A 15,856-nucleotide genomic window follows, 5' to 3' on the forward strand; every position below is an offset into this window, starting at 1 on the left:
GGGGGCGCCGGAGGCCTGGGACCGGGCTTCTTCCGCTCTGCGGAAGAGAGTTTCGCCCGCGGCGAACACCGTCTCGGAATGTGGCCTCCGCCACCCCCTCGGTATTACCGGCTGGTAATAGGAAAACGCCGAGGGGTCCGGCGCCCACCCGGGCACCGGACCCCTCCGCGGATTTCCGCAGGCCGTCAGGCGCCGGCCGCCACGTCCTCCGCGTACCGCACCAGGGTGCGCACGGCGCTGGCGGTGCCGCCCTTCGGGGTGTAGCCGAACGGGCCGCCCTCGTTGAACGCCGGACCGGCGATGTCCAGGTGCGCCCAGTCGGTGCCCTCGGCCACGAACTCCTTCAGGAACAGGCCGGCCACCAGGCCGCCGCCCATCCGCTCGCCCATGTTGGCGAGGTCGGCGATCGTCGACTCGACCATGCCCTTGCGCAGGTCCGCGGGCAGCGGCATCGGCCAGGACTGCTCGCCGACCGCGGTCGCGGTCTCGTGCAGGCGGGTGCGCAGCTCGTCGTTGTTGGACATCACGCCGAAGGTGCGGGTGCCCAGGGCCAGCACCATCGCGCCGGTCAGGGTGGCGACGTCCACGATGACGTCCGGGTTCTCCTCGCCGGCCCGGACGATCGCGTCGGCCAGCACCAGGCGGCCCTCGGCGTCGGTGTTGAGCACCTCGACGGTCTTGCCGCCGTACATCCGCAGCACGTCGCCGGGGCGGGTCGCCGTGCCGGACGGCATGTTCTCGGCCAGCGCCAGCCAGGCGGTGACGTTGACCTGCAGGCCCAGGCGCTTGGCGGCGACCACGGCGGCGAACACCGCGGCGGCACCGGACATGTCGCACTTCATGGTCTCGTTGTGGCCGGCCGGCTTCAGCGAGATGCCGCCCGAGTCGTAGGTGATGCCCTTGCCGACGAAGGCCAGCGAGGCCTTCGCCTTCGGGTGGGTGTAGGCCACCTTCACCAGGCGGGGCGGGTTCGCGGAGCCGTTGCCGACGCCCAGGATGCCGCCGAAGCCGCCCTTGAGCAGCACCTTCTCGTCCAGCACCTCGACCTTGAGGCCGTGCTCCTTGCCGGCCGCCTGGGCGAGCGCGGCGAAGGACTTCGGGTTGAGGTCGTTCGGCGCGGTGTTGACCAGGTCGCGGGCGCGGTTCATCTCCTCGCCGACCGCGGTGGCGCGCTCGACCGCGGCCTTGGCGTCCTTGCTGCCCTTGCGGGTGGCGAGCAGCACCAGCTCGCCGATCGGGGCCTTGCCGTTCTCGCCCTTGTAGGTGCCGAAGGAGTACGCACCGAGCAGACCGCCCAGCGCGACCGCCTCGAGCTCCTCCGCGGTCTCGGCGGGCAGCAGCAGCGCGGCCTTCTTCGCACCGGCCAGCGTGCGGGACGCGACACCGGCGGCGCGGCGCAGCGACTCCGCGGCGAAGCCGTCCTCGGACGCGTCACCGAGGCCGACCGCCAGCACGAGCGGGGCCTTCAGCCCGGCGGCCGCCGGGACCTTGACCGCCTCGCCCTCGGCGCCGGTCGCGCCCAGGGTGGCGAGGACCTCGGCCAGCGTGCCGTCGAACGCCTCGGCCACGGCCTCGGCGCCGGGGGCGAGCACCAGGCCCTTGGGGCCCTTCGCCACGCCGACCACCAGGGCGTCCGCGCGCAGGCTTGCGGCGGAGGAGGTGCTCACAGACAGAGTTGTCACGACGATGCGTCCTGTTCTTTCGCGGTCCACGGCCGGCGACGGCTCGGGGTGTGCCGTACCGGCATAACCCCGGCTCACTCCGCGGGGAAACGGGGCGCAGGGCTACGGTGCACCCCGCATGGTAGTCCGCATACTGGGACTCCGCGGCGGCAGGGCGCCCGGGCCCCGGACGGCCGGGCGTACACGGTATGACGAACCGCGCGAACCGGACGCTTCCGCCGGCCGCCGCTCAGCCCGTCCCGATCAGTGCCAGCGCCACCAGTGCGCCGGTCGCGGCGGTCTCCGCCATGGCGCCGAGCACGTCCCCGGTGATCCCGTCCAGCCGCCGCACGCAGCGCCGCAACAGCAGCACCGCGCAGCCCAGCCCGACCGCCAGCGCCGCCGGCCACACCGGGGCCCGCAGGCCGAACGGCAGCCCGGCCGCACCCAGCAGCACCGCGCAGCCCGCGGTCACCGCCACCGCCCCGAGGGCCGGCACCGTGCCGGCGACGGCGGCGCCCAGCCCGCCCGGCCGGGCGGCGGGCACGCCGGCGCGGCAGCCCCAGCCGAGCGCACAGCGCCCGGCGACCGCGGCGGTGAGCACAGCCAGCGCGCCGCGGCCGAGCGAGGCGTCGAACTGCCCAGCTATGACCGCTATCTGAGCCAGCATCACCAGAACGAGCGTCAGCACGCCGAACGGCCCGATGTCCGACTGCTTCATGATCCGCAGCGCGTCCTCGGCCGGCTTCCCGCTGCCGAGCCCGTCCGCGACGTCGGCCAGCCCGTCCAGGTGCAGCCCGCGGGTCAGCGCGGCGAGCACCCCGACGGCGGCCACCGCACCGAGCAGCCCGCCCGCGCGCCAAGCCGCCAGCGCCCCGGCACCCGCCGCCAGCGCACCCAGCACCACACCCACCAGGGGAGCGGCGAGCATCGCCCGGCCGGCCGTCGGCCGGTCCCAGCGGTCGACCCGGACCGGCAGCACCGACAGCGTGCCGAAGGCGAAACGCAGCCCGTCCGGCACGTCAGCCCAGGCCCAGCAGCTCCGCCGCGGTCGGCAGCTTCGCCGGCGGGCGGGGCTCGGCCGGTGCGGCGGCCGGCACCGAGGCGGGCTCGGCCAGCGCGTCCGAGGCGGCCTGCAGCAGCGGCAGCGCCAGCAGGGCGCCGACACCCTCGCCGGCCGTCACACCGAGCTGCTGCAGCGGCGTCAGGGTGAGCCGGTCGTACGCCTTCGCCTGGGCGGGCTCGCCGCTGTCCTGGCCGGCCCGCCACCACTCGGGGGCCCGGAAGGCGACCCGCTGGGCGACCAGTGCACAGGCCGCGGACACCACGCCGTCGAGCACCACCGGCAGCCGGCGCACCGCGGCCTGCAGCAGGAAGCCGGTGATCGCGGCGAAGTCGGCGCCGCCGGTCGCCGCGAGCAGCGCCAGCTGGTCGCCGAGCACCGGGCGGGCCCGGCGCAGCGCGTCGCGGACGGTGGCGCACTTGACCATCCACACCCGGTCGTCGATGCCCGAGCCGCGGCCGGTCACGGCGGCCGCGTCGGTGCCGCACAGGGCGCCGACCAGGACGGCCGCGACGGTGGTGGAGCCGGCGCCGATGTCGCCGAGCAGCACCAGGTCGGTGCCGGCGTCGGCCTCCTCGTCGGCGATCGCCATGCCGGCCCGGAACGCCCGGGCGGTCTCCTCGGCGGTCAGCGCGTCCTCGACGTCGATCCGGCCGGAGCCGCGCCGCACGCGGTACTGCGACACCTCGGCCGGGAACTCGCCGGGGTCGGCGTCGACCGCGAGGTCGACGACCCGCACGGCGGCGCCGTAGCGGCGGGCGAGCAGCGCGACCGGTGCGGTGCCCTCCAGCACGGCGTGGACGCGATCCGCCGTGGTGCGGCCGGGGACGGGCCGGGAGACGCCGAGCCCGGCGACGCCGTGGTCGCCGGCGAACAGCAGCACCTTCGCGGCGGCCACCGGCCGCAGCGGGGCCGCACCCTGGACGGAGGCGAGCCAGGCGCCGAGCTCCTCCAGTGCGCCGAGACCGCCCGGCGGCAGGCCGAGCTGCTGCCGGAACTCCTCGGCGGCCTTGCGGGCGGCCTCGTCGGGCCGCTCGACGAGGGAGGAGAAACTGTCGAGATCCACGGTCGTGTCCATCGCTCGGAAGGCTACACGGCGGCGGCTTTCACGGTCAGCACCTGCCCGGCCACCACCAGCAGCACCTGCTCCGAGGCGTCGGCGACGGCCATGTTGAGCCGCCCGAGGGTGTCCCGGAAGCGCCGCCCGGCGGGGGTCGCGGGCACCACGCCCATGCCGACCTCGTTGCTCACCGCGACGGCCCGGCGCCGGGTGCCCCGCCAGGCCGCGGCGAGCGCGTCGCAGCGCCGCTGCACCGCCTGTTCGCCGCCGTCGTGCCAGCTGTCGTCGGCCCAGGCGCCGTGCTCGTCCATCACCGCGGTCAGCCACAGGGCGAGGCAGTCGATCAGCACCGGGGCGCGGTCGCCGTCGTCGGCGAGGACGGCCTCCAGGTCGCAGGTCTCCGCGGTGCGCCAGCCGGCCGGCCGCCGGTCGCGGTGCAGCCTGACCCGCTCCGCCCACTCCCGGTCGCCGTCGCGGGTGCCGCCGGTCGCCACGTACAGCACGTCGTCGTGCGCGCCGAGCAGCTGCTCGGCGCGGGTGGACTTGCCGGAGCGGGCGCCGCCGAGGAGGAGGGTGCGGGGGAGTGCCATGCGGATCATCCTGCCCTACCAGGTATGGGGCGCGGCCGGGCGGGCACGCTAGTGTGCGCACGACGGCGTGGTCACCGAGCGGGAGGAGTCCGACACATGGTGTGGACGTGGCGGTTCGAGCAGCAGGACGGCACCGGGGTCGACCAGCCCGGCGGCCAGGAGGAGTTCCCCGGCCAGGGCGACGCCGAGTCGTGGATCGGCGAGACCTGGCGGCAGCTGCTGGAGGACGGCGTGGACCGCGCCGTGCTGCTGGAGGACGACCGGGTCGTCTACTCGATGAGTCTGCACGAGGGCTGAGCGGCGCAGCAGGGAGGCCGGCCGGTCCTGCTCCGCGCGGCCCCGGTCGGCTGCGCCTTACTTGGTGCCGACGAGGTGGAGCAGGGCGGCGACCTGGCGGTACGGGTCCTGGCGGCCGGCGCGTTCCTCGGCGTCGAGCAGCTGGGCGAGCTGCCGGCCGTCCACCGGCGCCGCCTCCTCGGGGGTGGCGTCGGTGAAGACCCGGACGCCGTACCAGTGCCGCAGCGGCACGGAGATGCCGGAGAGCGTGGTGGTCAGCTCGGCGAGGTGGTGGGCCCGGGCGGGCACGCCGTACCGGTCGGTGCAGCGGTAGGAGTCGAAGGCGGCGAGTGCCGCCCGCCAGTCGCCGGCCAGCGCGGGCCGCATGGCCAGGGCGTCCGCGTTGCGGACGAGCAGCGACAGCACGCCGCCGACGTCCAGCACCCGGGCGAGCGCGGCGAGCAGCGGGTCCGGATCGGCGAGGTACATCAGGGCGCCGTGGCAGAGCACGGCGTCGAAGGATCGCGGCGGGAACCACCGGCCGCAGGCGTGCCCGTCGCCGCCGATCAGCCGGACGCGTTCCTGGACGTCGGCGGGCTCGGCTGCCACGGCGGCCTGGGCCGCGCCGAGGGTGACCGGGTCGGGGTCGACCCCGGTGACCCAGTGCCCGGCGCGGGCGAGCCGAACCGTCTGGGTGCCCTGGCCGCAGCCCACGTCGAGGACGCGCAGGCCGGTGCGACCGGCCAGCTGCTCGGCGAGCTGCCGGGTCAGCAGTTCGTCGCGGACGACGGTCTGCAGACCGCCCGGGCGGCCGGGCCACGGCCCGGCCGCGTGCCGGCCGCCGCCGCCGACGGCAGGCAACCGGTCGTGCCCGCCGGCGCCCTGGCCGGGCAGCGCGTACAGCCCGGATGCCTCCTGCTGGACGGGCAGGGCCCAGGGCGGCGGCACCGGCTCCGCGGTCAGGGCCGCTCGCCCCGCTTCACCTGCGGCTTGGGCAGGCGCAGGCGGCGCATCTGCAGGGTGCGCATCAGGCCGTAGGGGACGGCGCCGCGGGTGTTCTGGTCGGGGAAGCGCTCGCGCAGGGCCTTGCGCAGGCCGAGGCCGAGGCGGACGAAGTCGAGGATGACCACGACGAAGAAGACCAGGAAGAGCAGCGTGGAGAGCAGCCGCAGGATGTCCACCTGGACGATGCTGAGCACCAGCACCACGACCGCGTACGGCAGGAAGAACTCGGCCATCGACCAGCGGGAGTCGACGTAGTCGCGCACGTAGCGGCGCACCGGGCCCTTGTCGCGGGCGGGCAGGTAGCGCTCGTCGCCCTCGAGCAGGGCGGTCCGCTGCTTCTCGCGCTCGGAGCGCATCCGCTCGCGGGACTGCCGGGCGGCCTCCTTGCGGTCCTTGGGGACCGTCACGCGGGTGCGCCGGCCGGCCTCGGCCTCGCTGCGCTTGGGCGTGGGGCGGCCCTTCTTGGCCTGCGGGTCGCGGGGGGTCTTCTCGTCCTGCTCGGCCAGCGCGGTCGCGGCGGAGGAGGCATCATCACGGCGTCGGAACACACCCCCAGCGTACGTGTTGGCCGGATGCTTTCCGCAGCGCCGGTCGGCACGAACGGATATCGATCGTCCCCGTCTCCCGTACGGGGGCCCCTCGTCCGTCCGGATCATGGTCTCAGGGTCGTGTCCACCCCAGGGACGATGCCGGACAGTGTGCGGCTGTAGCAGTCTTGTTGCAGCTCGTGCACTGCGGCGACCGGCTCGCTGCACATAGACTCGACGTGTTACGAGACGGAATTCGCAGGCCCGTAGAAGGGGGCACCCGAGGCCCATGAGCGACGGAATCATGAAGCGTATGGGGCTGATCTTCCGCTCCAAGGCCAACAAGGCACTGGATCGTGCGGAGGACCCGCGGGAGACGCTCGACTACTCCTACCAGAAGCAGCTGGAGCTGCTGCAGAAGGTGCGCAGGGGTGTCGCCGACGTGGCCACCTCGCGCAAGCGCCTGGAGCTCCAGCTGACCCAGCTGCAGCAGCAGTCCTCGAAGTACGAGGACCAGGGCCGCAAGGCGCTCTCGCTCGGCCGCGAGGACCTCGCCCGCGAGGCGCTCACCCGCAAGGCGAACCTGCAGTCCCAGATCACCGACCTCGAGACGCAGTACCAGCAGCTGCAGGCCGAGGAGGAGAAGCTCACGCTCGCCTCCCAGCGGCTGCAGGCCAAGGTGGACGCCTTCCGCACCAAGAAGGAGACCATCAAGGCGACGTACACCGCGGCTCAGGCGCAGACCCGGATCGCCGAGTCCTTCTCCGGCATCTCGGAGGAGATGGGCGACGTCGGCCTCGCCATCCAGCGGGCCGAGGACAAGACCGCCCAGATGCAGGCCCGGGCCGGCGCCATCGACGAGCTGCTCGCCTCCGGCGCGCTCGACGACGCCAGCGGTCTCGGTCGCAAGGACGACATCGAGGCCGAGCTGGAGCGGGTGGCCGGCGGCAGCGACGTCGAGCTGGAGCTCGCCCGGATGAAGGCCGAGCTGACCGGCGGCTCCCCGGCCGCCGCCCCGCAGGCGATCGAGCAGGGCCAGCAGGACTCGGGGAAGATCAACTACAACAAGTAGTACCGGACAGCAACACGTACCCGGACAGGGAGACGCGCCGGCATGATCATGAGGGTCATGGGTGAGGGGCAGTTCGAGGTGGGCGAGAGCCACCTGAACCGGCTCAACGAGCTGGACGACGAACTGCTCAAGGCTGTGGAGTCGGGGGACGACGAGAAGTTCCGGGCCGCACTGGAGGGCCTGCTGGGCGCGGTCAAGGAGTTCGGCAGCCCGCTGCCGGACGACTCCCTGGAACCTTCCGACCTCATCCTGCCGGACGTGGAGGCGACCATCGCCGAGGTCCGCGAGATGCTGCGCGGCGAGGGGGACGGCCTGATCCCCGGCCTGCCGGAGTAGGTCCCGTGACACGCGAAGGGCGGGCACCCCGTACGGGGCGCCCGCCCTTCGGCGTGCTGCGGTGCGGCGGAGCGTTACGGCAGGGCCAGCATCCGGTCGAGCGCGGCCTTGGCGTACTTCTCCGTCTCGGGGTCGACGGTGATCACGTTCGGCACCCGCCCCTCGACCAGCGACTCCAGCGCCCACACCAGGTGCGGGAGGTCGATCCGGTTCATGGTCGAGCAGAAGCACACCGTGCGGTCGAGGAAGACGACCTCCTTGTCCGGGTGCGCCTTGGCCAGGCGGCGGACCAGGTTGAGCTCGGTGCCGATGGCCCACTTGGAGCCGGGCTCGGCGGCGTCCAGCGCCTTGATGATGTACTCCGTCGAGCCGACCATGTCGGCCGCGGTGACCACCTCGTGCCGGCACTCCGGGTGCACCAGCACGGTGACGCCCGGGATGCGCTCGCGGACCTCGTTCACCGAGTCCAGGTTGAAGCGGCCGTGCACCGAGCAGTGCCCGCGCCACAGGATCATCTTCGCGTCCCGCAGCTGCTCGGCGGTCAGGCCGCCGTTCGGCTTGTGCGGGTTGTAGAGCACGCAGTCGTCCAGGGAGAAGCCCATCTCCAGGACGGCGGTGTTGCGGCCCAGGTGCTGGTCGGGCAGGAACAGCACCTTCTGGCCCTGCTCGAACGCCCACTCCAGCGCCCGCTTCGCGTTGGAGGAGGTGCAGATGGTGCCGCCGTGCTTGCCGGTGAAGGCCTTGATGTCGGCCGAGGAGTTCATGTACGAGACCGGCACGGTCACGTCCGCGATGCCCGCGTCGGTGAGCACGTCCCAGCACTCGGCGACCTGCTCGGCGGTGGCCATGTCGGCCATCGAGCAGCCGGCGGCGAGGTCCGGCAGGACGACCTGCTGGGCGTCCGAGGTGAGGATGTCCGCGGACTCGGCCATGAAGTGCACGCCGCAGAAGACGATGTACTCGGCCTCCGGGCGGGCCGCCGCGTCGCGGGCCAGCTTGAAGGAGTCGCCGGTCACGTCGGCGAACTCGATGACCTCGTCGCGCTGGTAGTGGTGGCCGAGGATGAAGACGCGGTCGCCCAGCTTCGCCTTGGCGGCGCGGGCGCGCTCGACCAGGTCGGGGTCGGAGGCGGCGGGCAGGTCCCCGGGGCACTCGACGCCGCGCTCGCTCGCGGGGTCGGCCTCGCGGCCGAGCAGCAGCAGCGCCAGGGGCGTCGGGTCGGGGTCGACGCCGTAGGTCTCGGTGGTGGTGGTCACGGGCGGGTGCCCTCCTGTGCGGCCGATCTTCCGGCCCCTGCCGAGCTGCGGCTTCACCGCGGGGCCTTCTCGTCTATCTGACGCTATCTATGATAACCCGTTAGCGTCACTCTGACGATGGCCGTTCTGTCGATGTGACGAGAACCGCTCGCCGGATCGGCGCCTTCACCGGCGTGGCCCGGCCGCCATCGGGCCGCCATCGCGTTGTCTTGGACCATGAAGGCGATTGTGATCAGGAAGTACGGCGGCCCCGAGGTCGTCGAGTACACCGACGTGCCCGATCCCAAGGTCGGACCGGACTCCGTGCTGGTCCGGGTCAGGGCCGCCGGCGTCAACCCGGTCGACTGGAAGCTCCGCGAGGGGTACCTCGACGGCATCATGGACGTCCACTTCCCGCTGATCATGGGCTGGGACATGGCCGGCACCGTCCAGGCCGTCGGCGGCGGCGTCACCGAGTTCAAGCCCGGCGACGAGGTCGTGGGCTACGTCCGCAAGGACTCCGCCGAGCACGGCACCTACGCCCAGCTCGTCTCCGCCCCCGTCCGCACCCTCGCCCGCAAGCCCGCCTCGCTCGACTGGGCCCAGGCGGGCGGCCTGCCGCTCGCCGGGCTCACCGCCCACCAGGCCCTGGTCACCACCCTGCGCATCCGCGAGGGCCAGACCGTCCTGGTGCACGCCGCGGCCGGCGGCGTCGGCAGCCTCGCCGTCCAGATCGCCACCGCCCACGGCGCCCGGGTCATCGGCACCGCCGGCGAACGCAACCACAACTACCTGCGCGAACTCGGCGCCGAACCGGTCACCTACGGCGAGGGCCTGGCCGACCGCGTCCGCGCACTCGCCCCCGACGGCGTCGACGCCGCCCTCGACCTGATCGGCGGCGACGCCGTCGAGGTCTCCGCCCAACTCGTCCGCGACCCCTCCGGCATCGCCTCGATCACCGACTACGGCGTCGTCGCCCGCGGCGGCCACTACGTCTGGGTCCGCCCCGACGCCGCCGGCCTCGAGGCGCTCGGCCGCCTCGCCGACGAGGGGAAGCTCCGCGTCCCGGTCGCCTCCACCTTCCCGCTCTCCCAGGCCGCCTCCGCCCAGGCCCTCAACGCCGAGGGCCGCACCCGCGGCAAGATCGTGCTGCTGGTGGACTGAGACCGACCGGCAACAGGGAGCGCCGGTCGGTCCGAAGCCGCGCGTCCGCCAGAATGGGGCGGTGTGCCGTCCCACCCCGACGGCCCCACCGCCCTCGCACGCACCACCAGTGGAGTCCCCGGCATGAGCACGCACCGACCCTCGGACCCGGGCGGGGCGTCGCTCGACGAGACCGACCGCCTCCTGCTGGAGCACCTCAGCAAGGACGGCCGCGCCTCCTACGCCGAGATCGGCCTGCTCGCCAACCTCTCCGCCACCGCCGTCCGCCGCCGCATCGACCGGCTCCGCGCCCGCGGCATCGTCCGCGGCTTCACCGTCGTCCTCGACCCCGCCCTGCTCGGCTGGCAGACCGAGGCCTTCGTCGAGATCTACTGCCGCGAGCGGACCAGCCCCGAGGAACTCCTCGCCAGCCTCCGCCAGTTCCCCGAGGTCGTCGCCGCCTGGACGGTCACCGGCGACCCGGACGCCCTCGTCCACCTCCGCGCCGCCGACACCCGGCACCTGGAGGCCGTCATCGAGCGCATCCGCAAGGAGCCCGGCGTCCAGCGCAGCCGAAGCTCCGTCGTGCTCTCCCGGCTCATCGGCTGACCCCTCCGGCACCACGCAGGAAAGCTGCGCGCCCCCCCTCGAACACGCACGAAAGCTGCCCGCGCGGCCCCGTTCCGACGCGCGCCGCAACAGCGCCGCTGCCTACGCTGATCGTGTCCGGTACGCCCCAGAAACCCCACTGGCACCGGCCCGCACAGCCCCGCAGCCCGAACGAGAGGGACCACCGTGTCCGCAGCCCCCGACCGCATGCACCAGCCCGACAGCCGGCTCGTGGAGCTCGTCTTCGACTACATGCGCGAGCGGCTGCAGTACAACCCCGTCCCGCTCGACCACCCCGGCGACGGCGAGCACCTGCGCACCCACCTCTCCGGCCTGCTCAACGAGCACGGCAACGACCCCGGCGACGTCCTCAAGCTCTACGACCACGAGCTGTCCCGGGCCGTCATCTCCGCCGACAGCCCCCGCTACCTCTCCTTCATCCCCTGCGCCCCCACCAAGGCCGCCCTGCTCTTCGACATGGTCGTCTCCTGCGCCTCCCTCCAGGGCATCTCCTGGCTCGAGGCCGCCGGCGCCATCGCCGCCGAGAACCAGGTGCTCCGCCTGATAGCGGACCGCGCCGGACTGCCCGCCTCCGCCGGCGGCACCTTCGTCTCCGGCGGCTCCGCAGGCAACCTCTCCGCCCTCGTCGTCGCCCGCGACACCGCCCGCCGCAAGCTCGGCGTGGGGCCCGAGGCCCGGCTGCGGATCGCCGTCGCCGACCAGGTGCACTCCTCGGTCAAGAACACCTTCAACATCATCGGCGTCGAGGCCTTCGTCGTCCCGACCGTCGACCGCCGATTCACCGGCGAGGCCCTGCACGCCGCCCTGGCCGCCGACCCGAACCCCGAGACCGTCATCGCCGTCGTCGGCACCGCCGGCACCACCAACGAGGGCATCGTCGACGACCTCCAGGGCCTCTCCGAGGTCACCCGCGAGCGCGGCCTGTGGTTCCACGTCGACGGCGCCTACGGCGGCGCCGGCCTCTTCGCACCCTCCGTCCGCGAGCGCTACAACGGCATCGAGCACGCCGACTCCTTCGTCGTCGACCCGCACAAGTGGCTCTTCGCGCCCTTCGACTGCGCCGCCCTGCTCTACCGCAACCCGCAGCTCGCCCGCGCCGTGCACACCCAGGACGCCTCCTACCTCGACGTCCTGCACACCGAGGGCGACGAGTGGAACCCCACCGACTACGCCTACCACCTCACCCGGCGCGCCCGCGGCCTGCCGCTCTGGTTCTCCCTCGCCGTCCACGGCACCCAGGCCTACACCGACGCCATCGAGACCGGTCTCGAGCTCGCCCGGGACACCGCACAGCTCATCCGCGACACCGAGCACCTGGAACTGCTCCACGACCCGCAGCTCTCCGCGGTCTGCTTCCGCCGCAAGGGCTGGACCCGCGAGGACTACTACCGCTGGTCGCAGCAGCTGCTCGCCGACCAGATCGGCTTCGTCACCCCCACCGGCTGGGACGGCGAGACCGTCGCCCGCTTCGCCTTCCTCCACCCCGGCACCACCATGGACATGGTCGAGGAGATCCTCGCCACCATGGCGTGAGACCAACAAGGGCGCGCGCGGGTGGGCCTCCCGGCTTCCGGCCGGGAGGCCCACCCGCGCCCCCTCGTGGTCGACCCCGTCAGAGAAAGGCGCCGCTGGGGATGTACGGCAACGGCGGCCGCATCCCCCGCAGGCCCAGGTAGCCCCGGGTCTCCAGGCTCAGCCCCACCTCCAGGCCGACGTCCACCGCCCACTCCTGCTCCGCCGTGAGGAACTCCACCCGGGCCTCCGTCCCGTCCGGCACCCGCGCCAGCGCCTCCCGCAGCAGCCGCGTCGCGATCCGCTTCGACGTCGCCGCCAGCGCCTTCACCCCGCCGCCGTCCCGGTAGCAGTAGCCGCTGCCCGCCAGCGAGTCCGCGACCAGCAGCTCCTCGTAGTGCGCCAGCATGAACCCGTGGTCCGGGCCGCGCGCGGCCCCCCGCAGCCGGCGGTCCACCGAATCCAGCAGGTGGAACTGCGCCGGCCCGCCGGGGTGCACCGGGATGTCGCCCGGGTCCAGCAGGCCCGCCCGGTCGACCTGCCCGCGCAGCAGCATCGCCGGGTGCAGCGTGAACCCGGCCAGCCGGTACCGCCGCGCGGCGGCCGGCGACGGCGAGGCGCACAGCATCCCGCGCAGGCACCCCCGCCCGTGCCCGGCCGCGTGCTCCAGCAGCAGCCGCCCCACCCCTCGGCCCTGCACCGCCGGGTCGACCACGTACAGCGCCAGCAGCCACAGGCCCTCGCGCCGCAGCGACAGCGCCGCCCCGACCGCCCGGCCGTCCTGCTCGGCCAGCCAGCACCCCTGCGGGTCGGTCTGCGCGAGGTGCCGCGTCCGCGACTCGTGCCGCACCGCCCGCACCGCCCGGCCGGGCCCTTCGAGGGGCTCCCCGAAGGCCGCCCACGCCACCTCCCTGACGGCCGCGGCATCCGCGGCACTGTCCCTGACCCGGCGAACGATCACGCATCTCATCCTGGCCCCCGGCGACCCCCGCCGCGGCGGGTTTGCCGAGATCGGACGCCCAGCTCCGTGCGACGGTGTGCGAGCATGGGAGACGTGGGGGAGCGGGCGACGAAAACGTCCCCCGGAAATACCACCGACCGGAAATGAATCCGGGAGGCCGCCGGTTGGCACTGGCGGCACACTGTCGTCACAGACCGGGAGTAAGCATGACCGTCCAGGACGAGACCACCGTCGAGAGTGGCATCATCCTCACCGACGCCGCCGCGGCCAAGGTCAAGGGCCTGCTCGAGCAGGAGGGCCGCGACGACCTCGCGCTGCGCGTCGCCGTGCAGCCGGGCGGCTGCTCCGGCCTGCGCTACCAGCTGTTCTTCGACGAGCGCTCGCTGGACGGCGACGTCGTCAAGGACTTCGGCGGCGTGAAGGTCGTCACCGACCGCATGAGCGCCCCGTACCTCGGCGGCGCCACCGTCGACTTCGTCGACACCATCGAGAAGCAGGGCTTCACGATCGACAACCCCAACGCCACCGGCTCCTGCGCCTGCGGCGACTCCTTCAGCTGAGCCGCACCACAGCCGAACCGCCGGAGGGCGGCCCCGATGCGGGGCCGCCCTCCGGCGTTCTGCGGCATCAACCGTCCGGGGTCAACGCGGCCCGCCCGGCGCGTCACCCAGCACGGTGAGCCCCGTCCCCGACGTCATGTCGATCACATTGCGCTCGCCCAGCGGCTGCGCCAGCTGCGCCGACACGGAATCCCGCTTCGCGAGCGCCGGGCACTCCTTGCCGCGCGGCGCCGGCTTCGACACCACCACCCGGACGCGCACCAGCCCCGGCGCCTGCTCGTCCGCCCTCAGGGCGTACTCCTCGCACACCCCGCCGTAGAAGTACACGGTCAGGTGCGTGCGGTCCGTCAGCGAGTACCCGATCGCCGGCAGGCTGGCCGCGGTCGGCGCGGGCTCGCCGACGGCTATCCCGGGACCGGTCGGCTGCCCCGGCTCGGGGGCCGCCGTCGGGCTGTCCGACGGGCCCGGCGAGGGCGACCCGGACGGGGCGCTCGCGCTCGCCGTCGGCTGCGCGGAGGGCGCGCCGCCCGCGCTGCCCGCGGTCTGCGACCCGCAGGCCGCCACTGCCGAGACGGCGAGCGCCACCCCCGCCGCCAGCACGGCGGCCCGCCGCCGGCGAGCGGCCCCGAACGGTACGACTGCGGTCCTTGCGTCCATGGTGCGACTTCCTCCCGAGGGTCCAGCGAACCCGCCACCGAAGCGGTGCTGCGCCGGTTTGACGTGCCCCGGAGAAAACCGGTTCCACCCGGCCGGAAGGCGCAGGAGGGATGCGGGGAGAGAGGGGGTGGCGCTGGGTCGGTCAGCTGCCGTACTCGGCCATCGACGCGACCAGCCGCTGCGCGCCGGAGGGCACCGACACGCCCGAGGGCCGGACGGCCGCGGGCTGCGGGCCCGCCGCCAGCAGCGGCCAGAACAGGCCGAGCCGACGGGACGAGCTGACCAGGGCGTCGAGGGTGTCCCCGTCCGCCTCCCCGCAGAGCGCGCTCGGGACAAGGCCGGGGGACTGGGTGGGCATCATCGCTGTCTCGCTCCGATCGCCGGGCCGCGGCCTCGTTGCCACGGCGCGCCTGGCCGGGGCCGGACGACGCCGGCCCCGTGTTGCGACCCTAGGCCGCCGCAGGTCACCCCACCAGGGCTACTCCGGGGTAGTACCGGTTCGGGTCGACCCGGTCTCCCGGGCACTTGGCTGTACCGTAGGTGGGTCCACCGCTGCTTCCGGCCGCCATCAGGCCACCCGAGGAGACCCCCGTGCGTATCGCCGTCGCCGGCTCGATCGCCACCGACCACCTGACGACCTTCCCCGGCCGCTTCGCCGACCAGCTGGTCGCGGAGCAGCTGCACACCGTCTCGCTCTCCTTCCTGGTCGACACCCTCGACATCCGCCGCGGCGGCGTCGGCCCCAACATCGCCTTCGGCATGGGCGTGCTCGGCCTGCGCCCCGTCCTGGTCGGCGCGGCCGGCGCCGACTTCGACGAGTACCGCAGCTGGCTGGAGCGCAACGGCGTGGACACCGCCTCGGTGCACATCTCCGAGACCCGCCACACCGCCCGCTTCATGTGCACCACCGACCTGGACCACAACCAGATCGCGTCCTTCTACACCGGCGCCATGGCCGAGGCCCGCAACATCGAGCTCAAGCCGATCGCCGACCGCGTCGGCGGCCTCGACCTCGTCCTGATCGGCGCCGACGACCCGCAGGCGATGGTCCGCCACACCCAGGAGTGCCGCAGCCGCGGCTACGCCTTCGCCGCCGACCCCTCCCAGCAGCTGGCCCGCCTGGAGGGCGACGACATCCGCGAGATCGTCGACGGCGCCGCGTACCTCTTCACCAACGAGTACGAGGCCGCGCTCATCGAGTCCAAGACCGGCTGGGACGCCGAGGAGCTGCTGAACCGCGTCGGCACCCGCGTCACCACCCTCGGCCCCAAGGGCGTCCGGATCGAGCGCAAGGGCGAGCCCGCGATCACCGTCGGCTGCCCCGCCGAGGAGCGCAAGGCCGACCCGACCGGCGTCGGCGACGGCTTCCGCGCCGGCTTCCTCGCCGGCCTGTCCTGGGACCTCGGCCTGGAGCGCGCCGCCCAGGTCGGCTGCATGCTCGCCACCCTGGTGATCGAGACCGTCGGCACCCAGGAGTACGAGCTGCGCCGCGCCCACTTCACCGACCGCTTCGCCGCCGCGTACGGCGAGGAGGCCGCGGCCGAGGTCCGCGCCAAGCTCGCCTGACC

The 15,856-nt window shown here is 73.9% G+C and carries 17 protein-coding genes and 1 pseudogene; 8 read left to right on the plus strand and 10 right to left on the minus strand.

The window, feature by feature from the left end:
- Window positions 1-185: 185 nt before the first annotated feature.
- From AB0M03_RS06940 to cobU, 4 genes and pseudogenes are all read right to left on the minus strand, one after another.
- Window positions 186-1,682 (minus strand): leucyl aminopeptidase, encoded by a 1,497-nt coding sequence (locus AB0M03_RS06940; protein WP_363489259.1) that lies wholly within the window; start codon window positions 1,680-1,682, stop codon window positions 186-188.
- A 229-nt stretch (window positions 1,683-1,911) separates the two neighbouring features.
- On the minus strand, window positions 1,912-2,682 hold the full coding sequence (locus AB0M03_RS06945; RefSeq protein WP_363489261.1) for an adenosylcobinamide-GDP ribazoletransferase: 771 nt from the start codon (window positions 2,680-2,682) through the stop codon (window positions 1,912-1,914).
- Between the two features lies 1 nt (window position 2,683).
- Window positions 2,684-3,802 (minus strand): nicotinate-nucleotide--dimethylbenzimidazole phosphoribosyltransferase, encoded by a 1,119-nt coding sequence (locus tag AB0M03_RS06950; RefSeq protein ID WP_363489263.1) that lies wholly within the window; start codon window positions 3,800-3,802, stop codon window positions 2,684-2,686.
- Between the two features lie 11 nt (window positions 3,803-3,813).
- Window positions 3,814-4,362: pseudogene (gene cobU / locus AB0M03_RS06955) on the minus strand (bifunctional adenosylcobinamide kinase/adenosylcobinamide-phosphate guanylyltransferase); the annotation flags it as partial.
- Window positions 4,363-4,470: 108 nt separating this feature from the next.
- Between cobU and AB0M03_RS06960 the strand changes: the two are divergent.
- Window positions 4,471-4,671, plus strand: a complete 201-nt coding sequence (locus AB0M03_RS06960) for a hypothetical protein (protein ID WP_363489265.1) — start codon at window positions 4,471-4,473, stop codon at window positions 4,669-4,671.
- 57 nt (window positions 4,672-4,728) lie between these two features.
- Here the strand turns inward: AB0M03_RS06960 and AB0M03_RS06965 are convergent, their stop codons facing one another.
- On the minus strand, window positions 4,729-5,598 hold the full coding sequence (locus tag AB0M03_RS06965; protein WP_363489267.1) for a methyltransferase domain-containing protein: 870 nt from the start codon (window positions 5,596-5,598) through the stop codon (window positions 4,729-4,731).
- Window positions 5,599-5,609: 11 nt separating this feature from the next.
- Window positions 5,610-6,203 carry a DUF3043 domain-containing protein gene (locus AB0M03_RS06970; protein WP_363489269.1) on the minus strand — a complete coding sequence of 198 codons (594 nt, stop codon included), beginning with the start codon at window positions 6,201-6,203 and terminating at the stop codon, window positions 5,610-5,612.
- A 268-nt stretch (window positions 6,204-6,471) separates the two neighbouring features.
- On the opposite strand from AB0M03_RS06970, the gene AB0M03_RS06975 reads away from it, so the two are divergent.
- On the plus strand, window positions 6,472-7,254 hold the full coding sequence (locus AB0M03_RS06975; protein WP_363489271.1) for a PspA/IM30 family protein: 783 nt from the start codon (window positions 6,472-6,474) through the stop codon (window positions 7,252-7,254).
- A 42-nt stretch (window positions 7,255-7,296) separates the two neighbouring features.
- Complete coding sequence (locus AB0M03_RS06980; RefSeq protein ID WP_363489273.1) at window positions 7,297-7,590, plus strand: hypothetical protein; 294 nt, start codon at window positions 7,297-7,299, stop codon at window positions 7,588-7,590.
- Window positions 7,591-7,664: 74 nt separating this feature from the next.
- On the opposite strand, the gene nadA is transcribed toward AB0M03_RS06980, so the two are convergent.
- Window positions 7,665-8,846, minus strand: coding sequence for a quinolinate synthase NadA (nadA, locus tag AB0M03_RS06985; protein ID WP_363489275.1), 1,182 nt, complete (start codon window positions 8,844-8,846; stop codon window positions 7,665-7,667).
- Window positions 8,847-9,062: 216 nt separating this feature from the next.
- On the opposite strand from nadA, the gene AB0M03_RS06990 reads away from it, so the two are divergent.
- The 3 genes from AB0M03_RS06990 to AB0M03_RS07000 all read left to right on the plus strand — a co-directional run bounded on the left by AB0M03_RS06990 (window position 9,063) and on the right by AB0M03_RS07000 (window position 12,131).
- Window positions 9,063-9,989, plus strand: a complete 927-nt coding sequence (locus tag AB0M03_RS06990) for an NADP-dependent oxidoreductase (RefSeq protein WP_363489277.1) — start codon at window positions 9,063-9,065, stop codon at window positions 9,987-9,989.
- 123 nt (window positions 9,990-10,112) lie between these two features.
- Window positions 10,113-10,577: an Lrp/AsnC family transcriptional regulator gene (locus tag AB0M03_RS06995; protein WP_363489279.1), complete on the plus strand. Its 465-nt coding sequence runs from the start codon at window positions 10,113-10,115 to the stop codon at window positions 10,575-10,577.
- Window positions 10,578-10,763: 186 nt separating this feature from the next.
- Window positions 10,764-12,131, plus strand: a complete 1,368-nt coding sequence (locus AB0M03_RS07000) for a pyridoxal-dependent decarboxylase (protein ID WP_363489281.1) — start codon at window positions 10,764-10,766, stop codon at window positions 12,129-12,131.
- Between the two features lie 79 nt (window positions 12,132-12,210).
- Here the strand turns inward: AB0M03_RS07000 and AB0M03_RS07005 are convergent, their stop codons facing one another.
- Window positions 12,211-13,071 (minus strand): GNAT family N-acetyltransferase, encoded by an 861-nt coding sequence (locus AB0M03_RS07005; RefSeq protein WP_363489283.1) that lies wholly within the window; start codon window positions 13,069-13,071, stop codon window positions 12,211-12,213.
- A gap of 206 nt (window positions 13,072-13,277) precedes the next feature.
- On the opposite strand from AB0M03_RS07005, the gene AB0M03_RS07010 reads away from it, so the two are divergent.
- The gene (locus AB0M03_RS07010; RefSeq protein ID WP_055587162.1) at window positions 13,278-13,631 is read left to right on the plus strand and encodes an iron-sulfur cluster assembly accessory protein; all 354 of its coding nucleotides are present in this window, start codon (window positions 13,278-13,280) and stop codon (window positions 13,629-13,631) included.
- Window positions 13,632-13,712: 81 nt separating this feature from the next.
- Here AB0M03_RS07010 and AB0M03_RS07015 read toward each other — a convergent pair whose 3' ends face one another.
- Together AB0M03_RS07015 and AB0M03_RS07020 are read right to left on the minus strand one after the other, a co-directional pair.
- On the minus strand, window positions 13,713-14,288 hold the full coding sequence (locus AB0M03_RS07015; RefSeq protein WP_363489285.1) for a hypothetical protein: 576 nt from the start codon (window positions 14,286-14,288) through the stop codon (window positions 13,713-13,715).
- Window positions 14,289-14,430: 142 nt separating this feature from the next.
- Window positions 14,431-14,646, minus strand: coding sequence for a hypothetical protein (locus AB0M03_RS07020; protein WP_363489287.1), 216 nt, complete (start codon window positions 14,644-14,646; stop codon window positions 14,431-14,433).
- Between the two features lie 233 nt (window positions 14,647-14,879).
- On the opposite strand from AB0M03_RS07020, the gene AB0M03_RS07025 reads away from it, so the two are divergent.
- Window positions 14,880-15,854, plus strand: a complete 975-nt coding sequence (locus AB0M03_RS07025) for a carbohydrate kinase family protein (protein ID WP_363489289.1) — start codon at window positions 14,880-14,882, stop codon at window positions 15,852-15,854.
- Window positions 15,855-15,856 lie beyond the last annotated feature (2 nt).

Source organism: Kitasatospora sp. NPDC051914, assembly GCF_040680995.1.
GTDB lineage: Bacteria > Actinomycetota > Actinomycetes > Streptomycetales > Streptomycetaceae > Kitasatospora.